1 pseudogene is annotated in these 346 nt (G+C 30.3%); it reads right to left on the reverse strand.

The annotated features are described in order from the left end of the window. Nucleotides 1-311 (reverse strand): annotated as a pseudogene (locus AC2Q9J_RS17730) (hypothetical protein); the annotation flags it as partial. Nucleotides 312-346: the final 35 nt, after the last annotated feature.

Here is a 346-nt window from a genome sequence, read left to right on the forward strand (position 1 = left end):
TTAGATTTTAAAAAACTCCAAAGTACTTCCACATGAGAATTATCGATAATTGTAGATTTCGCATGGGCACAATCATTCCTCCGTTGTCTAATGAAATTGATATCATCCATCAAACTTTCTGAAATCAAAAAAAATCTATTTCTATTCTCACCATTTTTTTTAATTAACATTTCATTGACTTCTGTTTCCCATTTGTCATCATCGCGTAATTTTTTTGACCTATCTTCCCATTCTTTAACACCTATATCGTTTGGCTTATTTCCTTCGAGTATTCTTTCTTTTACAATCTGTAAAAATCCTAAGTAAGACATTAAAAATGAACTTCTATAAGCTGATGCCTTATAGC

The sequence above is a fragment of the Planococcus sp. RAB007_Raresut genome, from assembly GCF_057369535.1.